Genomic DNA, 13,953 nt, shown 5'->3' on the forward strand with positions numbered 1-13,953 from the left:
AAAACCAGTTGCTTTTTTCTTACTTGCGTTTTTGCTGCTTCTTCAGCTGTTCTTGCTGCAGCCTTTGCTGTTCCTGCGCCTGCTCCATCATTTCACGCATCCGTTTTTGGAATTTCCCTTCCTTCTTCGGTTGCGCTTTGTTCGCTTGAATTTGCGCGTGGATTTTCTTCTCGTCCAAAATGAAATGCTTAATCACCAGAATGATGACGATGTTGATGGCGTTGGAAACGAAGTAATACCACGAAAGCCCAGACGCTGCAGAGTTTAGGAAGAACAGGAATGTAATAGGGAAGATGTACATCAGCACCTTCATATTCGGCATTCCTTCCTGCTGGGGTTGCTGCATTTGCCCGGAAGTCATCATCGTATATAGCAAAACTACCGCAGTACAGGCCACCGCAAAAATGCTTAGGTGGTCGCCAAGCAGCGGAATATTGAAGCCGAATTTTATCAAATCGTCATAAGCCGTCAGGTCTTTGGCAAACCAGAAACTTTTTCCGCGAAGGTCTATCATATTTGGGAAAAACCGGAAAAGAGCGTAAAACAGCGGGATTTGCAGCAAGGCCGGAAGGCAGCCAGCCATTTGGTTCACGCCGGCTTTCCTGTACACATCCATCATTGCCTGCTGCTTTTTCAGCGGGTCGGCATCTTTGTATTTCTCGTTCACCTCGTCCAGCTCAGGCTTTATTACCCGCATCATCGCACCCAGTTTGTGTTGCTTAAACATAATCGGCGAAAGCACAAGTTTCACGATGATGGTCATCACGAAAATCACCCAGCCTGCTGTCAGGCCCCAGCTCGAAATAAAGTTGTACATCGGGATGAAAACCCCGCGGTTCAGCGTGCCGATGAAGGACCAGCCTAAAGGAAGGATTTCCTCGAAATTTTTGTCGTAAGATTTCAAAAGCGGCAAATCCAGCGGTAGGAAGTACCATTTAAAATCCTGATTCAGTTCTCCGCCGTTCATCTGAACCTGCGCTCCAAAATCAAATTTTTTCAAAAATTCCGCAGAATCCAGCGACACCTGTTCACCTTTCGACTGCGTGAAACCGCCGTTCGCTTCGATCACCGGAGCAAAAAACTGCTGCTTTATACCAAGCCAGTTCAGCGTTTCGCCGCTTTCATCCATCGTCGTTCTGCCGTCGTAGTCGTAAGATTTGTAATTGTTGAAGGCATATACAAATTCAGAATGCGTCTGTTCCTGATTCCTGCCTTTTTCCAGATTTCTGTTGCTAAAATTCCACAGGAAGTTCGCCTTTGAATCTGTGGTAATTTGCGACAAACCCTGGCTCTTCACCTTGAAATCCACGGTGTAATTTGGCAAAAGCGTGTAAACGAACTGCAGAATTCCCCCGTTCACATTGGCGGTCATCGTTACGGAATTTCCGCTAACCTGCGGGCTGAATATCAGGTTTTTCGTGCTGATGCTTTTCCCCGTTTTATCCTTGAATTCAAAACCGTAGCTCGAATTGTTTTTCGCAAAAAGATACAACGGCAGATCGGCCTTGTCCGTTTTATGGTTGTACGCCTTGTACTGCTTCAGTTCCACCTGAGAAATCTGCCCGCCTAAAGTAGAAAGCTCCAAGTTTAGCTCATTGTTTTCAAGTTTAAGTGTCTGGATTTGAGCGGGTTGCGCATCGGGATTATGGTTTAGGCTTTCCGCCGGTTTTACGGCGCTTTGTACCTGCTCCGTTTTTGCGGCTTGCTGCTGCCTTTCCATTTCCCTATCGGCCTGCCGTTTTGTGAAGTAAAACATACAGCCCATCAGCAGCAGCGAAAAAATCATAAAATTGATAAGTTGGCTGCGGTCTAATCCGTTTTTCTCTTGCATTTCTGTTTTTAATTTTTCGGTGGAAGATGTACCGAATTTCAGCCGACAAAATTACGGCTTTTGGTTTAAATTTTTTCGGATGAAAACTATTTTGAGCAGGCTTCCACGAATGCGATAAATAATGGGTGTGGCGTTTCCACCGTGCTCTTGTATTCTGGGTGGTACTGCACACCTATGCAGAACGGATGCCCTTCCAGCTCTATAGTTTCCACGAGTTTCGTATCGGGATTGTAGCCGCTCGCTTTCAGGCCCTTGGCTTCAAATTCTTCCAGGAAATCGGAATTAAATTCATAGCGGTGGCGGTGCCTTTCCGCAATTTTTTCCGAGCCATATATTTCGCGAAGCTTTGAGCCCTCCTTCAGTTCGCAGCTCCAGGAACCAAGGCGCATCGTGCCACCCTTATCCACCACATTTTTTTGATCGGCCATCAGGGAAATCACAGGTTCCGGTGTTGCGGTATCAAATTCCATCGAGTTCGCCTTTTCCCAGCCCAGCACATTGCGCGCAAATTCTATCGTCATTATCTGCATCCCTAGGCAAATTCCCAGCGTTGGTATTTTATTTTCCCTGCCGAATTTCGCCGCCAGGATTTTCCCGTCAATTCCACGGTCACCAAAGCCTGGCGCTATCAGTATTCCGTCCACGCCTTTAAGTGTTTCGGCGATGTTTTCCGAAGTAAGTTCACCGCTGTAAACCCAACGGATTTTCACCTCCGTTTCCAGCTCTGCACCAGCGTGAATAAAGGCTTCCGTGATGGATTTGTAAGAATCCTGCAGCGAAACATACTTGCCAACCAGCGCAATTTCCACGCTTTTTTTCGGGTTTTTATATTTCGTTAAAAACGATTTCCAATGGTCAAGCTGCGGCTTGTTTTCCGTCGTAAGCTTCAGCGCTTTCAGCACTACCTCGTCGAATTTCTGGGCATACAAATCCAGCGGCACCTGATAAATCGTATCGGCATCCATACATTCTATCACATTTTCCGGCGGCACATTGCAGAACTGCGCCAGCTTTGCGCGCTGGTCTTTCGGGATTTTGTGTTCCGTTCTGCACACCAGCACATCGGCCTGCACGCCACTCTCCATCAGCTGCCGCACGGAATGCTGCGAAGGCTTCGTCTTGAGTTCGCCGCTTGCCGAAAGGTACGGCAAAAGCGTAAGGTGGATCACCATAGCATTGTCATCGCCCAACTCCCAAAGCAGCTGCCGCACGGATTCTATGTAGGGCAGGGACTCTATATCGCCCACCGTTCCGCCGATTTCCGTGATGATGATGTCGTAATCTTCTTTTGCTAAAATCTTAATGCGCCGCTTGATTTCATTGGTAATGTGTGGAATTACCTGCACCGTTTTTCCCAAGAAATCGCCCTTCCTCTCTTTCTCGATTACTGTTTGGTAGATTTTCCCGGTGGTCACATTATTGTTCCGGGAAGTCGGTGCATCCAGGAATCTTTCGTAATGGCCAAGATCCAGGTCGGTTTCTGCGCCGTCTTGCGTCACATAGCATTCGCCGTGTTCGTAAGGGTTCAGCGTTCCAGGATCGATGTTGATATACGGGTCAAGCTTTTGGATGGTCACCTTAAATCCGCGCGCTTTCAGCAGCAGGCCCAGCGAAGCGGACACGATGCCCTTTCCCAGCGAAGAAGTAACGCCCCCAGTCACGAAGATGTACTTCGTATGCCTATTTTCCATCAGGTTTCGGTTTGTGCAAATTTAGGGAAAATTCCTCTGCACTTAATGAGTCTGGATTCTTCGCTCTTTTTGTCTTGTATCGTAATTTTATGTAAAGCGCGGAGAGTTTAATTTTAAAAAACTCAAAGCTTCTTACGCTGTGCCAACCCCGGCTCTGAAATTTCCCGTAAATTCGCAGTATGGCAAAAGTGAAAACCGTTTATTTCTGCCAAAATTGCGGCACGCAGTATTCCCAATGGCACGGGCAATGCAAAAACTGTGGCACCTGGAATTCCCTTGCCGAAGAGGTGGTGGAAAAATCTTCCATGAAATCTGCATCATCCCAAAAGAAAAACCACATCATCAACATCATTGAAGTGGAAACCAGCGATGAACAGCGGCTCCGGACGAATTCCGAAGAGCTGAACAGGGTTTTAGGCGGCGGAATTGTGATGGGCTCCGTAATTTTGATAGGCGGCGAACCAGGCATCGGGAAATCTACGCTGCTGCTTCAGCTGGCGCTGAAAATGAAAAAGAAAATCCTGTATGTTTCGGGCGAAGAAAGCGCATCGCAGATAAAAATGCGCGCCGACAGACTTACCGATTTGCAGAACCCGAACTGCTTCCTTTTCACAGAAGTTTCGGTGGAGAAAATCATCCACGAAGCCAAAAAACTTCAGCCGGACCTAATGATTGTGGATTCCATACAGACGCTGCAGTCTGGGCTGTTGGAGAGTTCGCCAGGCACAGTTTCGCAAATCAGGGAATGTTCGAACGAGCTGATAAAATTCGCCAAAGAAACGAGCACACCGGTGATTCTGGTAGGGCACATCACGAAGGACGGCCAGATTGCCGGCCCGAAAGTTCTGGAGCATATGGTGGATGTGGTGCTGAATTTCGATGGCGACAGAAACCACCTTTTCCGGCTTTTGCGCGCGAACAAAAACCGCTTCGGTTCCACGGCGGAAATCGGGATTTACGAAATGGTTTCGCAGGGCCTGAAGGAAATCAAAAATCCGTCGGAAATTCTCATCACCAAAAAATTCGAGGAGCTTTCCGGCAATGCCGTGGCGGTAACTTTGGAAGGCGCAAGGCCGATGCTTCTGGAAATCCAGGCACTGGTTTCCACGGCGGTTTACGGTACGCCGCAGCGCAGCAGCAACGGTTTTGACAGCAAACGGCTCAATATGCTGCTTGCGGTTTTGGAGAAAAGGGCGGGCTTTCAGCTTGGCGCGAAAGATGTGTTCCTGAACATTACGGGTGGCATCAAAACCGACGATCCTGCGCTGGATTTGGCGGTGGTAGCATCCATTTTGTCATCGAATGAAGATGTGGCAATTTCGGAGAAATTCTGCTTTGCCGGAGAAATCGGGCTGAGTGGAGAGATACGACCTGTGCCGCAGATTGAGCAGCGCATTTCCGAAGCGGAAAAGCTGGGCTACGAAAGTATTTTCATTTCAAACCTGAATAAAATTCCGAAGCGGAAATTTGCCATAAAAATCGAGGAAGTCAGCAAGATTGAGGAATTCCACGAGAGGCTTTTTTGAAAGAGTATACTTTCAGTAAATATTTTTATATTTGCTGTATGAAGACACTTTCGCTAAAATTAGACGATGATCTTTTCACGGAAGTGGAAAAGTATCGGCAAAAGCCGAGAAACCGTTTCTTTAATGAAGCTATCGCCTTTTATCTTCAGGAAAAGAAACGGGAAGCGCTCCGTGAGCAGTTCAGGTTAAGTTCGTTGCTTGTGCGCGAAGATAATATGGAAGTTCTGCGGGAATTCGAAGCCTTGGAAGATGAAATACAGGAATGAGATTTGGCTTGCAGATTTAAATCCGAGAATCGGCGCGGAAGCCGGAAAAGTACGCCCGGTTGTCATCATTCAAACAGATTTGCTCAATGAGCACGGCCACACTTCCACGCTAGTTTGCCCGATAACCACAAATGTGCGCAAAGCACCGCTGGTAAGGGTTTTCCTGAAAGAAGATACGGACGGTGTGCTGACTGATAGTGAAATTATGGTGGATCAAATCAGAGCCATCGACAATTCCCGCTTCGTAAAGCGGCTTGGAAGGATTACCAAAAAGCAGCAGGAAATTCTGGACGAATCGCTGAAAGCAATGCTCGATTTATGAACCACCTTGCCCACGCTTTTTTGTCGTTTTCCGATGAGCAGTTGGTAGGCAATATGATGGCGGATTTCATCCGAAACCGTGAGCGTTTCCTGTATCCCGCGGAAATCCAGAAGGGCATTGCGCTGCACCGCGAAATCGATTCTTATACCGATGCGCACGCTGAAATCCGTGAGGCGAAAAAGGTTTTCAAGCCAATCGTCGGGCTGTATGCCGGTGCTTTTGTGGATGTGAGTTTCGATTATTTTCTCGCGGAAAAACTGGCGGAAAATCAGCGGGATTTTAAACGATTCACACAAAAAACTTACCGCACGCTTTTCCGTTTCAGCGATGTTTTGCCAAAAAATTTCCTTGCCGTTTTGGAAAATATGGCAAAAAACGACTGGCTTTTTAATTATCAAACGGAAAAAGGCATCTTCTATTCCTTCCAAAATGTTCTGAACAAGGCTAGATATCTGGATCCGCAACTTCCTGTTTTTGAAGTGTTTACAGAAAATAAAGCGCAGCTTAGGCAGCATTTCGTAAATTTCTTCCCGGATTTGCAGCTTCACGCTGAGAATTTTGCGAAAAACTGGAATGGTTGGCAAAAAAAATAGCGTAACTTTCCCGAATATTTTCTGAATATGGCAAAAAAAGAACGCTTTCTCTCGCTCGATGTTTTCCGCGGAATGACCGTGGCACTGATGATTCTGGTGAACAATCCCGGTTCCTGGGACCACATTTATCCTGCGCTGGAACACGCCAAGTGGAACGGTTTTCTGGGCGCAGATTTCGTGTTCCCGTTCTTCCTTTTTGCGATGGGCAACGCTTTCGCTTTCGTAATGCCCGGTTTGCGCGAAAAGGGAACCGCATTTTTCCTGAAAAAAGTTCTGAAACGCTCGGTGATCATCTTTCTCATCGGGCTGGGCCTGAACTGGCTGCCGTTTTTCAAATGGCAGGATGATCAGCTGGTTTTCAGAGCCTGGGAGGAAGTTCGCATAATGGGCGTTCTGCAGCGCATCGCCATTGCCTACCTGTTTTCCGCGCTCATCATTTACTTTTTCAAAAACCGCGGCGCAATGATAATCAGCACCCTGATTCTCATCGTATATACCTGGTTTTGTGTGAGATACGATGCCGCAAATCCGGAAAGCGCTTTCGGTGCAAGTATTGATAAAATGATTCTCGGCGAAAATCATATGTACAAAGGCGAAGGCTATCCCTTTGATCCTGAAGGACTTGTGACCACGATTCCTACGATTGTCCAGGTGATTTTCGGATATTTTGCCGGGTGGTTCATCATAAATAAAGGGAAAAATCTGCGGATGATTCGTCAGCTTTTGCTGATGGGAATCGGCATCACGATTCTCGGTTTGCTTTGGGCAGAAGTTTCTCCGCTGAACAAAAAAATCTGGAGCAGCAGCTATGTAGTTTTCAGCACTGGCTTGGCCTGCGTGCTCATCAGCATCCTGATTTATCTCATTGAGATTAAGGACTTTAAGGGTTTTCTTACCCGCTTCTTCGATGCTTTCGGAAAAAATCCGCTGTTTATTTTCGTGCTCAGCGGCGTTATTCCAAGGCTGCAATCGCTGATTAGAATTGAGGATAAAATGGTGGATGGGAAAATGACCTACAAAACGCCCTTCAGAGCCTTCTACGAAAGCGTTTGCCAGCCGCTTTTTGAAAATGAAAAGAATGCATCGCTGATGTATGCGCTGATCTTCATTTTCGTGATGTGGCTCATCGCCGAATATATGAACCGGCGGAAAATTTATGTGAAGGTATAATCCACTTCAGTATTCTCTGCCAATTTTTCACTTTCAGAATTTCACTCTGCCATTTTAACCTTAAATATTAAACTTTGCTACGGAAATTTTCTTTGGCAAAGTTTTCGCAAAAATGCTGGCAGAAACTTTTAAAATTTTAATGATATGTCAGTAAACTTCAAGCCGCTTGCCGACAGGATTCTGGTAGAGCCTTCGGCAGCTGAGACGAAAACTGCGTCGGGAATCATCATCCCGGATACTGCGCAGGAAAAACCGCAGGAAGGCACCGTGGTTGCGGTAGGCCCAGGCAAAAAGGACGAGCCGATGACCGTGAAGGAAGGCGATAGAGTGCTTTATGGAAAATATTCCGGCACGGAGCTGAAAATCGACGGGAAGGATTATATGATAATGAAGGAAAGCGATCTGTTTGGAATAATAGGCTAATGGCTTTAAGCCGTAAGCAATAAGCAGTAGGCTTTTGAGGGATTTTCGGAAATATGAGGTTTGGCAGAAAAGCCATATTTTGATAAAACAAATTTATCTGCTTAGCAAATCTTTTCCGAAAGAGGAGCAATACAACATCAAATCCGGCGTGCTGCGCTCTCCATTCCAACCAATATTGCTGAAGGATGCGGCAGAAATACGGACAAAGAATTTAATCAATTTCTGAACATTGCCCTGGGCTCTGCGTCAGAAACGGAATATCTGATAATTCTTTGCGGTGATTTGGAGTATTTTACAGAAGATGAATCACAGCTTCTGCTGCAGCAAATCAATGTAATAAAAAGCAAAATCTTTAAGTTAAAGGAAAAACTCAAACCGCACAAGGCTTAAAGCATAAAGCCTTTTGCATAAAGCTAAAAAACAATGGCAAAAGAAATTAAATTCGACATAGAGTCAAGAGACGCGCTGAAGAGAGGTGTGGATGCTCTTGCGAATGCAGTGAAGGTGACGCTGGGCCCGAAAGGCCGCAATGTAGTCATCGAGAAATCCTTTGGTGCGCCGCATGTTACGAAGGACGGCGTTTCCGTAGCGAAGGAAATCGAGCTGGAAGACAAAGTGGAAAATATGGGTGCACAAATGGTGAAGGAAGTGGCATCCAAAACGAACGACATTGCGGGAGACGGTACTACTACGGCTACCGTTCTTGCACAGGCCGTGGTGCGTGAAGGCCTGAAAAATGTGGCTGCCGGTGCAAACCCAATGGATTTGAAACGCGGTATCGACAAAGCCGTGACTGCGGTAGTTGCCGACCTGAAATCGCAATCCAAAGAGGTGGGAGATTCCAACGAAATGATTAAGCAGGTGGCTTCCGTTTCTGCCAACAACGATGAAACCATCGGCTCCCTGATTGCCGAGGCTTTCGGAAAAGTGGGCAAGGAAGGCGTAATCACCGTGGAAGAAGCGAAAGGCATCGATACCACTGTAGATGTGGTGGAAGGTATGCAGTTCGACAGAGGTTATCAGTCGCCATATTTCGTGACCAATCCAGACAAAATGGTGGCAGAAATGGATAATCCTTACATCCTTTTGGTGGAGAAAAAAATCTCCTCGATGAAGGAATTGCTACCGGTTCTTGAGCCTGTAGCACAAGCCGGAAAATCGCTGCTCATCATCTCAGAAGAAGTAGAGGGCGAGGCTTTAGCAACTTTGGTGGTGAACAAGCTGAGAGGCTCGCTGAAAATTGCAGCCGTGAAAGCGCCTGGCTTTGGCGACAGAAGAAAGGCAATGCTGGAGGACATCGCCATCCTTACCGGCGGACAAGTAATTTCTGAGGAAAGAGGCTTTACAATGGAAAATGCTTCGATGGAAATGCTGGGCACGGCAGAAAAAGTGAGCATCGATAAAGACAATACTACAATCGTAAACGGTGGTGGTGATGAATCCCAAATCAAAGCCCGTGTGAATCAAATCAAGGCACAAATGGAGACCACGACTTCCGATTATGACCGTGAGAAGCTTCAGGAAAGGCTTGCCAAATTGGCAGGCGGTGTGGCAGTGCTTTATGTAGGTGCCGCTTCTGAAGTGGAAATGAAGGAAAAGAAAGACCGTGTGGATGATGCGCTACACGCAACTCGTGCAGCAGTGGAAGAAGGCATCGTAGCTGGTGGCGGTGTGGCGCTTGTGCGCGCCGTGAAATCTTTAGATGCGCTGGAAGGCAGCAATCAGGATGAAACCACAGGTATCAAAATCGTGAAAAGAGCAATAGAGGAGCCGCTTCGCCAAATCGTGGCAAATGCCGGTGGTGAAGGCTCTGTAATCGTAGCGAAAGTTGCCGAAGGTCAGAATGATTTTGGTTATGATGCAAAGCGCGACCAGTATGTAAATATGCTGGAAGCGGGAATCATCGACCCAACTAAAGTAACGAGAGTAGCACTTGAAAACGCGGCTTCTGTAGCAGGTATGCTGCTGACTACTGAGTGCGTTGTAACTGAAATTCCGAAGGCGGAGCCTGCGATGCCACCAATGGGCGGAGGAATGCCGGGAATGATGTAATTTAAGCCGTAAGCTTTAAGCTATAAGCAAAATCCCTTCGTGAAATGCGGAGGGATTTTTTTATGCGAAAATTTCGGAAAGCGGAACGCTAAGCTGCGAGAAAGTGGGAGAATCTACATTGCCATCGCCGATAGGACGGAGCGTTTTGTAGGCGCCACCCTCCAGAACATTGATGATGACGCTTTCTTCGCTTGGGTACACAAGCCAGTATTCCTTCACGCCGGCCTCTTCGTATAGGTCGAATTTATTTTTCAATTCTTTCTGAGAATTTCCCGGGGAAAGAATTTCGATAATCAAATCCGGCGCACCGATGCAGCCTTTTCCGTCCAGTTTATTCGGATCGCAAACGATACAGATATCAGGCTGAACAACGGTAATAATCTCCTGATTATCTTTTGAAATTCTTGGCAACCGGACATCAAACGGCGCAAAATATAGCTTGCATTGCTCGTTAGCAAAAGTGGAACGCAATTTAAAGTAGAGATTCCCTGCAATTTGCTGATGTTTCCTGTTTGGCGCGGGGCTCATCCTGAAAATTCTGCCATTCAGAAGCTCCACGCGCTCTTTGAATTTCCAGGTAAGGTAATCGGCATAGGTGTATGTCTTACCAAAATCCAGCTGATTGATATCCGTAATTTCCATTGCCAATGGTTTTTATAAAAATAAGAAAATGGGTGGGATATGGGGATAAAAACAAAAAACCGCCCTATTCATCGGGCGGTTTGTAGCGAAGACGGGAGTATAGATTAATTTCAATAAACAACCATAAATATTTATTTTATCTATAATACTTTTACTTATTTCTTTTTTTGCTACAAAAATTGGACAAATAAAGGCAAAATCTGAATTGGAACAACTAAGAGATTTTGCAGAAAAAACAATTGAAGATTTATAAAAAATTGGATTTATCAATCTGTAACAATAATATTAACTCCAAATTTTTTCAAAACACTTTCAAAACTTTCTTCAACTTTTTGATTGGTAATAAGACAATCTACATCTTTCAGACTGCAAATTCTACCTAAACCCTTTTTCCCAAATTTGGATTCATCCGAAAGCAAAAATGTTTTGGTAGTATTTTTAATCATTATTTGATTTAGATACGCTTCTTCAATATTAGAAGTAGAAACACCAAAATCTTCATCAATCCCGTCAACTCCTAAGAACAATTTATTTGCAGAAAATTGCAACATCATTTCTTGTGCATTTGGTCCCACTGTAGATTGCGAAGAATATCTTACACTTCCGCCCAATTGTATAATCGTAACATTATGAAACTCGCATAATCTTGCAGCAATTAACAAAGATGAAGTAATAACAGTGATATTTTTTTCTTTAGAAATATAGTTCACCATATTATAGACGGTAGTTCCAGAGCCTAAAATCACCACATCATTATCTTCTATAAACTCCACAGCTTTCTCAGCAATTCGTTTCTTTTCTTCAATCTTAATGTTTTGTTTTTGACTTACAGGCAAATCTACCACATAAGGATTATTGAGGCTAGCTCCACCGTGATGTCTATATATTAAATTTTTCTCTTCCAGATAATTAAAATCCTTTCGAATGGTAACTTCTGATACACCAAGTAGCTTAGATATTTCGGATACTGTAATATATTTCTCATGTTTTATTACAGCTAGAATTTCCTGATGTCTTTGTGTGATATTCATAGCTAAAATAATATTCATTCAAATATAGCAAACTTAACAAAGCAAAACAAATTAAATAGTTTCTCAATCGAAACATTACATATTATTATGACTTTTATCAACTTTCGTTTCATTTCAAAGATTAAAATAAAACAAATCAACCATTTAAAAGTCTACAAGTCAAGCATTTAAATAAAATTTTTATAATTTTAACAAAAACAAACCAAAAGAATTTTCAAATAAAATCAAAATATAACGAAAATCATATTGTTTCGTATTATTTCTTTTTTATAGATTTGTAAAAGAAAATTTAATAAAATGTTACGAACAGAAATTTTAAAGAACTTCGAAGACCAAAACCAAACAACATGGGACTTCGTAATAATAGGAGGAGGAGCCACAGGCTTAGGAACAGCAATTGAAGCTGCAACAAGAGGATATAAAACTTTGCTTTTAGAACAAAGTGATTTTGCAAAATCTACATCTAGTAAAAGTACAAAACTTGTACACGGAGGTGTAAGATATTTAGCTCAAGGATATGTAGACCTAGTAAGAGAAGCATGTAAAGAAAGAGGATTATTACTTCAAAACGCACCGCATCTTACCAAAAATCTTTCTTTCGTAATCCCAATTTACACTTGGTGGGACAAACTATTATACACAGTTGGTTTAAAATTTTACGATCTTTTAGCTGGTAAACTCAGCTTAGGAAAATCTGTTCCGATTAGCAAATCAGAAACGATAAAAAGATTACCAACCATCAATAAAGAAGGATTAAAAGGAGGAATTCTTTATCACGACGGACAATTCGACGATTCTAGACTTGCCCTAAACATGGCTCAAACCGCTATTGAAAACGGTGCTACAGTTTTAAATTATGCTAAAGTTATTAAACTTAAAAAAGACGCCAACGGAAAATTGAACGGAGTAATCTTTCAAGACACCGAAACCGGTAAAGAATTTGAAACGAAAACGAAAGTAATCGTAAATGCAACTGGAGTTTTTGCAGACGATATTAATAAAATGGATCACGGAACTGACGACAAAACCATTATGCCAAGTCAAGGTGTGCATATTGTGATTGATAAAAAATTCTGTCCAACAGATTCTGCAATCATGATTCCAAAAACATCAGACGGAAGAGTTCTTTTTGCAGTTCCTTGGCACAATAAAATTATTTTAGGAACTACAGACACTCCTGTAAAACAAGAATCTCTAGAGCCAAAACCAACAGAGCAAGAGATTAATTTCATTTTAGAAACAGCAAGAGGATATATGAATCCTGCACCAACAAGAAAAGACATTTTGAGCGTTTTCGCAGGTTTAAGACCTTTAGCGGCAACCAAAGAAGGCGCTAAAACCAAAGAAGTATCTAGAAGCCACAAAGTAATCACTTCAGAATCTGGATTGGTAAGTATTATTGGTGGAAAATGGACAACTTACCGTAAAATGGGCGAAGATGTAGTAGAAAAAGCCGAAGAAATTATGAAAGTTCCTCATAAAAAAAGCAATACAGAACATCTTAAAATTCATGGATACAGAAAAGACATAGATTACAAAGATCCAATGTATTACTATGGTACAGACAAAGAAAAAATATTAGAATTATCAAAAGAAATTGAAAACGGAAATGAGATAATTAGCAAAGAACAAAACATTATTAAAGCGCAAATTGTTTGGGCTGTAAAAAAAGAAATGGCAATTAAAATTGAAGATTTTTTATCTAGAAGAACAAGATTATTACTTCTAAACCAAAAAGAGGCTGTAAGGATTGCTCCAATTGTTGCCGAAGTAATGGCTAAAGAACTAGGAAAGGATGAAGTTTGGCAAAAAAACGAAATAGAAAGTTTCAAAAATATTGCAGAAATATACCATACACATATTTAGAAAACCCGTAGTGCATTATCACGCGAGATTTATTTTTAGGTTGTTTATATTTCTGCCGAAAAGAAATTTATTCAGATATTGAATAGTTGTTAGTGTTGCAATTTTAGCCAAAATTCTGGTTTTAAAACCTTGAAAAGTTTTGGCATAGTTCCTTCTAATCATAAATTGGTCACAAAGTTGGGAAAATAACGTTTCGATTCTTTTCCGATATTTTTTGAACTGATAAAACTGTGGCTTGTAGTCTTTTTGATTTCTCCTTTTAGGAGTTTCTAATTCTATATTTACCTCATTGAATAAGTCTAACTGGATGGTTTGAGACAAATAGCCTTTGTCCCCAAGCAACACACAGTCAGACATTTGGAGTTTTATATCTTGCAAGTAGTGGATGTCGTGAACGGATGCGGGAGAAATATCAAAACTCCGAAAAACCCCAGAAATTGAACATACAGCATGTAGTTTATATCCATAAAAATGTAGGTTCTGCGAAGCACAAAATCCTTTGTTAGGATAAGCATAATCTACATCCTTGCAAATCCTGCT

General features: G+C 43.0%; 13 protein-coding genes and 1 pseudogene. 9 read left to right on the forward strand and 5 right to left on the reverse strand.

Annotation, left to right across the window (positions count from 1 at the left end):
- Nucleotides 1-19 precede the first annotated feature (19 nt).
- Both yidC and BUB43_RS10110 read right to left on the reverse strand, forming a co-directional pair.
- Nucleotides 20-1,831 carry a membrane protein insertase YidC gene (gene yidC, locus BUB43_RS10105; protein ID WP_073180755.1) on the reverse strand — a complete coding sequence of 604 codons (1,812 nt, stop codon included), beginning with the start codon at nt 1,829-1,831 and terminating at the stop codon, nt 20-22.
- A gap of 86 nt (nt 1,832-1,917) precedes the next feature.
- Complete coding sequence (locus tag BUB43_RS10110; protein ID WP_073180757.1) at nt 1,918-3,522, reverse strand: CTP synthase; 1,605 nt, start codon at nt 3,520-3,522, stop codon at nt 1,918-1,920.
- A gap of 179 nt (nt 3,523-3,701) precedes the next feature.
- Between BUB43_RS10110 and radA the strand changes: the two genes are divergently transcribed.
- The 8 genes and pseudogenes from radA to groL all read left to right on the forward strand — a co-directional run bounded on the left by radA (nt 3,702) and on the right by groL (nt 9,874).
- Complete coding sequence (gene radA / locus BUB43_RS10115) at nt 3,702-5,048, forward strand: DNA repair protein RadA (RefSeq protein WP_073180759.1); 1,347 nt, start codon at nt 3,702-3,704, stop codon at nt 5,046-5,048.
- A gap of 38 nt (nt 5,049-5,086) precedes the next feature.
- Entirely contained in the window at nt 5,087-5,314 is a 228-nt protein-coding gene (locus BUB43_RS10120) for a hypothetical protein (protein WP_073180762.1), read from the forward strand.
- Entirely contained in the window at nt 5,298-5,636 is a 339-nt protein-coding gene (locus BUB43_RS10125) for a type II toxin-antitoxin system PemK/MazF family toxin (RefSeq protein ID WP_073180764.1), read from the forward strand. Before BUB43_RS10120 ends, BUB43_RS10125 begins: the two co-directional genes overlap by 17 nt.
- Nucleotides 5,633-6,229 (forward strand): acyl carrier protein phosphodiesterase, encoded by a 597-nt coding sequence (locus BUB43_RS10130; protein WP_073180766.1) that lies wholly within the window; start codon nt 5,633-5,635, stop codon nt 6,227-6,229. The genes BUB43_RS10125 and BUB43_RS10130 overlap by 4 nt, the downstream gene beginning before the upstream one ends.
- A gap of 27 nt (nt 6,230-6,256) precedes the next feature.
- Entirely contained in the window at nt 6,257-7,399 is a 1,143-nt protein-coding gene (locus BUB43_RS10135) for an acyltransferase family protein (RefSeq protein ID WP_073180768.1), read from the forward strand.
- 144 nt (nt 7,400-7,543) lie between these two features.
- Nucleotides 7,544-7,822, forward strand: coding sequence for a co-chaperone GroES (locus tag BUB43_RS10140; RefSeq protein ID WP_073180770.1), 279 nt, complete (start codon nt 7,544-7,546; stop codon nt 7,820-7,822).
- Nucleotides 7,823-7,856: 34 nt separating this feature from the next.
- A pseudogene (locus BUB43_RS11570) lies at nt 7,857-8,212 on the forward strand (four helix bundle protein).
- 33 nt (nt 8,213-8,245) lie between these two features.
- Nucleotides 8,246-9,874, forward strand: a complete 1,629-nt coding sequence (gene groL, locus BUB43_RS10150; protein ID WP_073180772.1) for a chaperonin GroEL — start codon at nt 8,246-8,248, stop codon at nt 9,872-9,874.
- Nucleotides 9,875-9,934: 60 nt separating this feature from the next.
- On the opposite strand, the gene BUB43_RS10155 is transcribed toward groL, so the two are convergent.
- Together BUB43_RS10155 and BUB43_RS10160 are read right to left on the reverse strand one after the other, a co-directional pair.
- A complete protein-coding gene (locus tag BUB43_RS10155; RefSeq protein WP_073180774.1) occupies nt 9,935-10,516 on the reverse strand; it encodes a Uma2 family endonuclease in 582 nt (193 codons plus the stop codon).
- A gap of 266 nt (nt 10,517-10,782) precedes the next feature.
- Entirely contained in the window at nt 10,783-11,565 is a 783-nt protein-coding gene (locus BUB43_RS10160) for a DeoR/GlpR family DNA-binding transcription regulator (RefSeq protein WP_083541281.1), read from the reverse strand.
- Between the two features lie 279 nt (nt 11,566-11,844).
- Here BUB43_RS10160 and BUB43_RS10165 point away from each other — a divergent pair, with 279 nt between their 5' ends.
- A complete protein-coding gene (locus tag BUB43_RS10165) occupies nt 11,845-13,413 on the forward strand; it encodes a glycerol-3-phosphate dehydrogenase/oxidase (RefSeq protein ID WP_073180776.1) in 1,569 nt (522 codons plus the stop codon).
- Between the two features lie 18 nt (nt 13,414-13,431).
- Here BUB43_RS10165 and BUB43_RS10170 read toward each other — a convergent pair.
- Nucleotides 13,432-13,953, reverse strand: a 522-nt coding sequence (locus tag BUB43_RS10170) for an IS982 family transposase (protein ID WP_143154094.1), incomplete at its 5' end; no start/stop codon positions are given.

It is taken from the genome of Cruoricaptor ignavus (assembly GCF_900141665.1).
GTDB lineage: Bacteria > Bacteroidota > Bacteroidia > Flavobacteriales > Weeksellaceae > Cruoricaptor > Cruoricaptor ignavus.

Coding starts and splice junctions, on each gene's coding strand:
- yidC (WP_073180755.1), bottom strand. CDS start 1,831: ATGCAAGAGAAAAACGGATTAGACCGCAGCCAACTTATCAATTTTATG.
- BUB43_RS10110 (WP_073180757.1), bottom strand. CDS start 3,522: ATGGAAAATAGGCATACGAAGTACATCTTCGTGACTGGGGGCGTTACT.
- radA (WP_073180759.1), top strand. CDS start 3,702: ATGGCAAAAGTGAAAACCGTTTATTTCTGCCAAAATTGCGGCACGCAG.
- BUB43_RS10120 (WP_073180762.1), top strand. CDS start 5,087: ATGAAGACACTTTCGCTAAAATTAGACGATGATCTTTTCACGGAAGTG.
- BUB43_RS10125 (WP_073180764.1), top strand. CDS start 5,298: ATGAAATACAGGAATGAGATTTGGCTTGCAGATTTAAATCCGAGAATC.
- BUB43_RS10130 (WP_073180766.1), top strand. CDS start 5,633: ATGAACCACCTTGCCCACGCTTTTTTGTCGTTTTCCGATGAGCAGTTG.
- BUB43_RS10135 (WP_073180768.1), top strand. CDS start 6,257: ATGGCAAAAAAAGAACGCTTTCTCTCGCTCGATGTTTTCCGCGGAATG.
- BUB43_RS10140 (WP_073180770.1), top strand. CDS start 7,544: ATGTCAGTAAACTTCAAGCCGCTTGCCGACAGGATTCTGGTAGAGCCT.
- groL (WP_073180772.1), top strand. CDS start 8,246: ATGGCAAAAGAAATTAAATTCGACATAGAGTCAAGAGACGCGCTGAAG.
- BUB43_RS10155 (WP_073180774.1), bottom strand. CDS start 10,516: ATGGAAATTACGGATATCAATCAGCTGGATTTTGGTAAGACATACACC.
- BUB43_RS10160 (WP_083541281.1), bottom strand. CDS start 11,565: ATGAATATTATTTTAGCTATGAATATCACACAAAGACATCAGGAAATT.
- BUB43_RS10165 (WP_073180776.1), top strand. CDS start 11,845: ATGTTACGAACAGAAATTTTAAAGAACTTCGAAGACCAAAACCAAACA.